Consider the following 7582-nt stretch of genomic DNA (forward strand, 5'->3'; position numbering starts at 1 on the left):
AAGATCTCATTGCACCCCTCGAGATCCTGGAAGTCCGCCAACGTCGGGTCCTGAGCCTGAAGCATCGTGCCCATAGCACCATCAGCAACAACGACCCGCGTGGCCAGCGCTTCGCGCAGGGCGCCGACGCGCTGCGCCGTACTCATGACGCATCAGCCAACCGCGACCCGATGGCGAGGGCCGCGACATGGCCGTAGGCATGGTCGATCCTGGTGAGCAGATCCGTTGGAAGCAGTTTGTACTCCTGTGTGCCGACGGTCTCGATGACCACGGTGGCCAGCGCGCAGCCAATTTGCGCCGCACGGTCGTACGGCAACTTCCAGGCAAGACCTGCGAGGAAGCCGGCGCGGAAGGCATCGCCTACGCCGGTTGGGTCGACGGCGTGGTCGGTCGACACCGCGGGAACGTCCTGCTGTTCCCGGCCCGCTACCAAGATCGATACACCGTCGGCACCGCGGGTGACGAGCCAGGCGCCCACGCGGGAAAGCACTTCTTCCCGGGTCCAGCCAGTCCGTTCCAGCAGCAGGGCCTGCTCGTACTCGTTGGTGAACAACAGATGGGCGCCATCTATCAGTTGCCTGGTCTGGTCCTCGTCAAGGCGGGCCAGTTGTTGCGAGGGGTCGGCAGCGACCCGCACCCCGAGGGTGTGGGCGGTGGCCGTGTGCCGCAGCATCGCGTCGGGGTCGTCCGCACCGATGACAACCAGGTCAAGCCCGCCCACGCGCCGGTGCACCTCGGCCAGGTCGATCTGGCGGGCCTCGGCCATGGCGCCGGCGTAGACGGTGGCGATCTGGTTCTGGTCCTCGTCCGTAGTGCACACGAAGCGCGCGGTGTGCAGTGTCTCGCTCACCCGCACGGACTCGATGTCCACTCCGGATCTGCGCAACCGGTTCCCGTACCCGGCGAAATCGATGCCCGCAGCGCCCACCAGGACCGGTCGGATGCCTAGGCGGCCCAGCCCGACGCAGATGTTCGCCCCGACGCCCCCCTCTCGCACTTCCAGTCGGTCGGCGAGGAACGACAAGGACACTCGCTCGACGGCCTCGGCGATCAGTTGCTCCGCGAATCGGCCGGGAAAGACCATGAGGTGGTCGGTGGCGATGGACCCTGCTACGGCGATACGCACAACGCTTCTCCTTCGACTCGGGGCGGGGCAGCGTGATCCGGCGGTCAGCGCATGCCCGCGGCCCTGCGCAGGGCCTCGGTACGGTCAGTGCGCTCCCAGGTGAAGTCGGGCAGTTCCCGCCCGAAGTGCCCGTAGGCGGCCGTCTGCGAGTAGATGGGGCGCAGCAAGTCCAGGTCCCGGATGATCGCCGCCGGACGCAGATCGAAGACCTCGGTGATCGCGTCCTCGATCTTCTCCTCGGCGACCGTGTTCGTCCCGAAGGTCTCCACGAACAACCCCACCGGCTCGGCCTTGCCGATCGCGTACGCCACCTGCACCTCGCACCGCGACGCGAGACCCGCCGCGACCACGTTCTTGGCCACCCACCGCGTCGCGTACGCCGCGCTGCGGTCCACTTTGGAGGGGTCCTTGCCCGAGAAGGCGCCGCCGCCGTGACGGGCGTACCCGCCGTACGTGTCGATGATGATCTTGCGGCCGGTCAGGCCCGCATCTCCCATCGGGCCGCCGATCTCGAACCGGCCCGTGGGGTTGACCAGCAGGCGGTAGTCGTCGGTTTTCAACCTGCTTCCCTCGGAGGCCAGTTCGGCCAGCACCGGGTCCACGACGTGGCGCCGGACGTCAGGGACGAGCAGCCCGTCCAGGTCGACGTCGGCGGCATGCTGCGAGGAGACCACGACCGTGTCCAGGCGCACCGGACGATTGCCCTGGTACTCGATGGTGACCTGCGTCTTGCCGTCGGGACGCAGGTACGGAACGGTACCGTCCTTGCGGACCTCGGTCAGCCGCCGTGACAGGTGGTGTGCCAGGTCGATGGGCAGCGGCATCAGCGTGGGCGTCTCGTCCGTCGCATAGCCGAACATCAGGCCCTGGTCGCCCGCGCCCTGACGGTCGAGTTCGTCGTCCGTACCGGACAGCCGCTTCTCGTACGCGGTGTCCACGCCCTGTGCGATGTCCGGCGACTGGGTACCGATCGACACCGACACCCCGCACGAGGCGCCGTCGAATCCCTTCGCCGAGGAGTCGTAGCCGATCTCCAGGATCTTCTCGCGCACCAACTGTGCGATGGGCACGTACGCCGTGGTGGTGACCTCGCCGGCCACATGCACCTGACCCGTGGTGATCAGCGTTTCCACTGCGACGCGGGATGCGGGGTCCACACGCAGCATCGCGTCCAGGACGGCATCACTGATCTGATCGGCGATCTTGTCGGGATGCCCCTCGGTCACGGACTCCGAGGTGAACAGACGACGGGACATGAAAGTTCCTCCTGTTGCTTCGGGCGGGGCGCGGGGAAGACGGGCGGCAGGGGTGCGCGAACCTCGGGTGCGCAGGGGCGCGGCCCGTTCCCTCACCGCCGGCCCGGTTGCTGCTTCTCAACGGATGGTCACCTCGCCGTCCCTGTCCCTTCGCCGGCCCGGGTGTCGTTCCCCGGCTGTCACCGAACCCCTGGCTGTCGAGCCTGGGTGGCACCGGTCGAAGCCCGGTCGAGCCGGCCCGGAGGTGACCGTGATGCGGTCGCCTCCGGGGTGTCGGGCGGTGTCTCCGCCGTGCCCCGCCTGCAGGGTTTGCGTCTCCTTGGACGCTGTTACCGTCTACGGCTGGCTCCACAACACGCTCAACAACGCTGACGGCGCCGCGCAATATCTGCACGATCACCTCATACGGTGACAATCACCACCCGCGGCATCTGACCGCGCGGCTTGTGAAACGGCTCCCGATCCGCCCGGCGCGTTGTGCGGTGTGCCGCGAGGTGGACTTGAGCGGTCCACGAGCGAAGCCGCACATGCTCGCCTGGCGAGGCCATCCCCGAGGCCACCGATCCGGGCGGTCGCGCTCACCGAGCTTGCGGGAACGACCGGGTCGAAGGGCGGACGGGGCATCATGCTGATGACGAACGGTGAGGTGAGCAGGGGCAGTGCCGCGAAGCGGCCCAGCCGAGGCGACTTCCTGGACCCACATCTCGATCCGCACCTCAACCGGTACGCAGCGCGCACTGCGGGCTTGAGGGCCTCGGAGATCAGGGCGTTGTTCGCGGTAGCCAACAGACCTGAGGTCGTCTCCCTGGCTGGCGGCATGCCGAACCTGACCGCGTTGCCGCTGGAGATGCTCTCTGAGCAGGTCGCACAGATCGTCGCGGAGGACGGTCTGACGGCACTGCAGTACGCGTCGGCGCATGGGCTTCCGCTGCTGCGGGAGCAGATCTGCGAGGTCGTGGCCTTGGAGGGGATCGCGGCGCACCCGGACGACGTCGTGGTGACGGTGGGTTCGCAGATGGGCCTCGACCTGGTGGCCCGGCTGTTCTGCGACCCGGGTGATGTGGTGGTGACCGAAGGCCCGTCGTACGTGGGCGCGCTGGGCTCGTTCGCTGCGTACCAGGCGCAGGTCGTGCATGTGGAGATGGACGAGCACGGCTTGGTGCCGGAAGCGCTGCGCACAGCGCTGCGGCAGGCCCGGGAGTCCGGGCACCGCGTGAAGCTGCTGTACACGATCCCGAACTTCCACAACCCGGCCGGTGTGACACTGGCGGTCGAGCGGCGGGCGGAGATCGTGGAGATCTGCCGCAGGCACGACGTCCTGGTGGTGGAGGACAACCCGTACGGCTTGCTCGGCTTTGACGGCCGGACCCATCCGGCGCTGCGCTCGCTGGACCCGGACAACGTGGTGTACCTGGGCTCCTTCTCGAAGACGTTCGCCCCTGGCCTGCGGGTCGGCTGGGTGCTCGCGCCGCGCGCGGTAAGGGAGAAGCTGGTGCTCGCCACCGAGTCGGCGACCCTCTGCCCGCCCACGCTGAACCAGATGATCGTTTCGCGTCATCTCGCCGGCCACGACTGGCAGGGGCAGATCGGCATCCTGCGGGAGGGCTACCGCGAGCGCCGCGACGCCATGCTCTGCGCACTGGAGCGGTACCTGCCGGGCTGTACGTGGACGGTGCCGGACGGCGGGTTCTATGTGTGGGTGACGGTTCCGGAGGGTGTAAACACCAGGGCTCTACTGCCGCGTGCGGTGGCCGCCGGGGTCGCCTACGCGTCGGGCACGGGGTTCCGCACGGACGGGTCAGGCACCCGCCACCTACGGCTTTCCTACTGCTACCCGACACCAGAGCGCATCCGGGAGGGAGTGCGCCGGCTGGCCTCGGTGCTGAAGTCCGAGGTGGATCTCACCCATGTCTTCGGCGGCATCGATCTTGGGGCGGTGCCTGGTGTCGATGGTCGCTTGACTCCCCACTCGTAGGCCGACGGTGTGGGCACGGCCAGAAACGGGACGTGGTGCCCGTCGCGAGGGGCGACGACCGTGGTACGTCGAGATGCCGGCCCCAGTTGGCCGGCCCACCTCCTGAGCCATGACCTGTCAGAACGCGTTATTCGGGATGTGCGTGCCCCACACCTCGCGCAGCACGTCGCACACCTCACCGACGGTGGCTCCAGCGGCGAGAGCCTCCTTCATCGGATACAGGACGTTGTCCGTCCCCGCCGCTGCCTTCTGTACCAGCAGCAGGGTGGCCACCACTCGATCGGTGCACCGCCACGCTCGCAGCTTGGCCAGTCGCTCGGTCTGCTGGGCTTCGATGAAGGGGTCGACGTGGAGCGGCTTGCAGGGCGCATCCTCGTCCGGTTGGCAGCAGTCGGCACCGGCTACGACGCGCTCCCTGGGGTCGGTCTCCCGTGGAGTGCGGTACGCGGAGCCCTCGATCTCCGACCTCTGGTAGCCGTGCTCGATCGCATCGGCCGCGCCGCCCAGCGTCTCGATGCTCTTCATCAAAGCGAGGGCTGCCGTCTCCAGGGCGTCGGTCATCCTCTCCATGCCCTTGGACTGCCGGTTCCTGAGCTGCACACTCGCGATCCGCGGGGGAATGCGGTGCAGTAGCGATGTGGTGGTACCGAACTCCTCCTTCATCACCCGCGTCCAGATGCGTCTCGCCGCACGGAACTTGGCGACTTCTGGGATGTTCGTCGTACGCGTCATGAGGCGGAACGACAGGCGCGGCGCGAAATCGTCCGCTCTCATACCGGCCGCCACCGCCGCGCGTACGTACTCGATCCCGTTCGCCAGGGTGAACGGGATCTCCTGCGCCGGCGATGCACCCGCCTTGGCCATGTCATCGCCGGAGATCGAGATGGTGTTCCACTTGGGTGTTTCGGCCCTGCAGTATTGGAAGGTGTCCGCCGTCAGCCGCAGTGAAGGCTTGGGCGGGAAGATGTAAGTGCCCCGCGCGATGTACTCCTTCAGCACATCGTTCTCGATCGTGCCTGCCAGCCGGTTCGCCGACACCCCGTGCTCCTCGGCGACCAACTGGTACATCAGCAGGAGCAACGCGGCGGGCGCGTTGATCGTCATCGATGTGGAGACCTTGTCCAGCGGGATTCCGCCGAACAGCACCCGCATGTCGTCGATCGAGTCGAGCGCCACTCCGGCCTTGCCGACCTCACCGCTCGCGAGCGGCGCGTCGCTGTCGTGGCCCCTACGGGTCGGCAGGTCGAATGCCACGGACAGGTCGGTCGTGCCGTTCGCAATCAGTCGTCTGTAGCGAGCGTTGGACTCGTCGGCCGTGCCGGACCCGGTGTACTGGCGCCTCGCCCATGGACAGGCCGTGTCCATGGAGGGGTGGCCGCGACGCGTGAACGGATGTCCTCCCGACCCTGCCGGCAGCCGGCCCTGCCCCTGGTAAGCCGCCGATGGGCCGTACATCGGCTCGATGGTCGGCCCAGGCTTGTCTGTTCTGCTGTGGTCCATCGATTCCCACTTCCCGGGCCGAAAGCGCTCAGCCGGCTACGGCACCACCACGGACAGTTCGCGGCACCCTTCGCGTGCGCCGGGGGAGTGGTTCCGCGGAGGTGTGTGTTGGCTCCCCCTTGGTGCTGGTCCGCGGAGCAAGCGCGACACCCGGTGCGGTATGGCGTCGTACACGGTCCCCGGAGGCTAGGCACCAGGGGGAGGAGCACTCGTGCGGCACGCTCGGCTCGCGTCCGTCGACCCTAGCGACCGACCACCCGGTGGAACAGGGGCAACGTACCGGCACGGCCGGTGACTCTCCACCACCCTGCGAGCACCCATCAAGAGCGAGGCGGGATGCTCGCATGGTGAGCCCCTACACGCGGGGCCACAAGGCCTCTTGCGTCACCGGACGTCCCATCGGCGTTCCTCCGTCCCCGAGGTGACGGCGGGCCCGTTCTGGGCTGTGCTGTCGATTCAGCCGGTGAGGTGACTGGGGCAGGTCGGCCTAGCGCGGGGGTTCGACCAGCCGCACGGCGGCTGGTCAGTACAGCGTGCTCGATCGTCCCGACGGAAGACAACCGACCCCACAGTGATCGAAGACGGCTCGGCACACACAGAGGAAGGACCGCTCTAGTGAACAACTCGTGGTTCCGAGGCTTCACCGCTCCCACGGGCGACAGGCCGCTGCTCGTGTGCTTTCCGCACGCGGGGGGCACCGCGGCAGCGTACATTCCGTTGGCGCGTGCCCTGTCCGCCGAGTTCGATGTGGTGTCCGTGCAGTATCCGGGGCGCCAGGACCGTTACGCCGAGTCGCCGTTCACCACGCTGGCACCGCTCGTTGCCGCAGTGGCCGCGGAGTTGGCCCACGAAGTGGCCCGGGACCGCGGGAGGCCGTACGCCCTGTTCGGTCACAGCATGGGTGCGCTCGTCGCCTTCGAGACGGCGCGACTGCTGATCCAGAACGGACTGCCAGCACCACAGCGGCTGTTCCTCTCCGCTCGGGGAGGGGCGCTCTGTCATACCGGCGTCGAGGGCGAGCCCTGGGACAATGCAGATGTGCTGGCCGACGTACACCGACTGGGCGGAACGGATCAGGCCATGCTGGATGATCCGCACATCCTGGAAATGGTGCTACCGGCGCTACGCGCCGACTACCGGGCTGTCGCCACCTACAGATGGGACCGGGGAGAGCCGATCACCGTTCCGGTGACCGCGCTGATCGGAGACCAGGACCCGCTGGTGACGGTTCAGGAAGCACGGACGTGGGGGGAGTACACCAGCGGCGACTTCGAGCTGAGGGTCTTTCGCGGTGGCCACTTCTATCTCACCGACCGGATCGGCCAGGTCGCCGCGGCCATCAGGGAAGGGCTGCTCGCCGGCACCGCTGTTGCCTGAGCAACAGTCAGCCATGTTCAGCGCGGACCCACGGCCATGATCGGCCGAACAGTCGGGCGGCGTGACAGAGGCCCGGGATCCGTAGGGGTGCGATGGGGTTCACCGGTCGCGCGCATGAGGTGGGGTACGGCTGCCGTACCCCCCACCCCCGGGCCTGGCAGAGCGGGGACGCCGACCGGGCGGCGTACGCCCGACGGGGTGTCGGGGTATGCCGCCCTGGAGGGGGTTGGGCTGTGAGTGACAGCCCGGGTGTTCACTTGGGGTCGCGGTTGAATTGTGCGGTTGACCAGCGGTAGCCGAGGACGATGAGGCCGAGGCACCAGGCGATGGCGATCCACCAGTCGTTGC

Annotated in this window: 5 protein-coding genes and 1 pseudogene; 2 read left to right on the forward strand and 4 right to left on the reverse strand. The window is 68.0% G+C overall.

What is annotated here, in order from left to right; genetic code table 11:
- Nucleotides 1-142: 142 nt before the first annotated feature.
- The gene (locus ABZ348_RS34335) at nt 143-1126 is read right to left on the reverse strand and encodes a carbohydrate kinase family protein (RefSeq protein WP_358939883.1); all 984 of its coding nucleotides are present in this window, start codon (nt 1124-1126) and stop codon (nt 143-145) included.
- Nucleotides 1127-1170: 44 nt separating this feature from the next.
- Nucleotides 1171-2382, reverse strand: a complete 1212-nt coding sequence (gene metK, locus ABZ348_RS34340; RefSeq protein WP_358939885.1) for a methionine adenosyltransferase — start codon at nt 2380-2382, stop codon at nt 1171-1173.
- A 625-nt stretch (nt 2383-3007) separates the two neighbouring features.
- On the opposite strand from metK, the gene ABZ348_RS34345 reads away from it, so the two are divergent.
- Entirely contained in the window at nt 3008-4357 is a 1350-nt protein-coding gene (locus ABZ348_RS34345; protein ID WP_358939887.1) for a PLP-dependent aminotransferase family protein, read from the forward strand.
- 117 nt (nt 4358-4474) lie between these two features.
- Here the strand turns inward: ABZ348_RS34345 and ABZ348_RS34350 are convergent, their stop codons facing one another.
- Entirely contained in the window at nt 4475-5857 is a 1383-nt protein-coding gene (locus ABZ348_RS34350) for an acyl-CoA mutase large subunit family protein (RefSeq protein WP_358939889.1), read from the reverse strand.
- Nucleotides 5858-6472: 615 nt separating this feature from the next.
- Here ABZ348_RS34350 and ABZ348_RS34355 point away from each other — a divergent pair.
- Nucleotides 6473-7234, forward strand: coding sequence for an alpha/beta fold hydrolase (locus tag ABZ348_RS34355; RefSeq protein WP_358939891.1), 762 nt, complete (start codon nt 6473-6475; stop codon nt 7232-7234).
- A 253-nt stretch (nt 7235-7487) separates the two neighbouring features.
- Here ABZ348_RS34355 and ABZ348_RS34360 read toward each other — a convergent pair.
- Nucleotides 7488-7582 (reverse strand): annotated as a pseudogene (locus ABZ348_RS34360) (ABC transporter permease); the annotation flags it as partial.

It is taken from the genome of Streptomyces sp. NPDC005963, from assembly GCF_040638655.1.
Classification (GTDB): Bacteria; Actinomycetota; Actinomycetes; order Streptomycetales; family Streptomycetaceae; genus Streptomyces.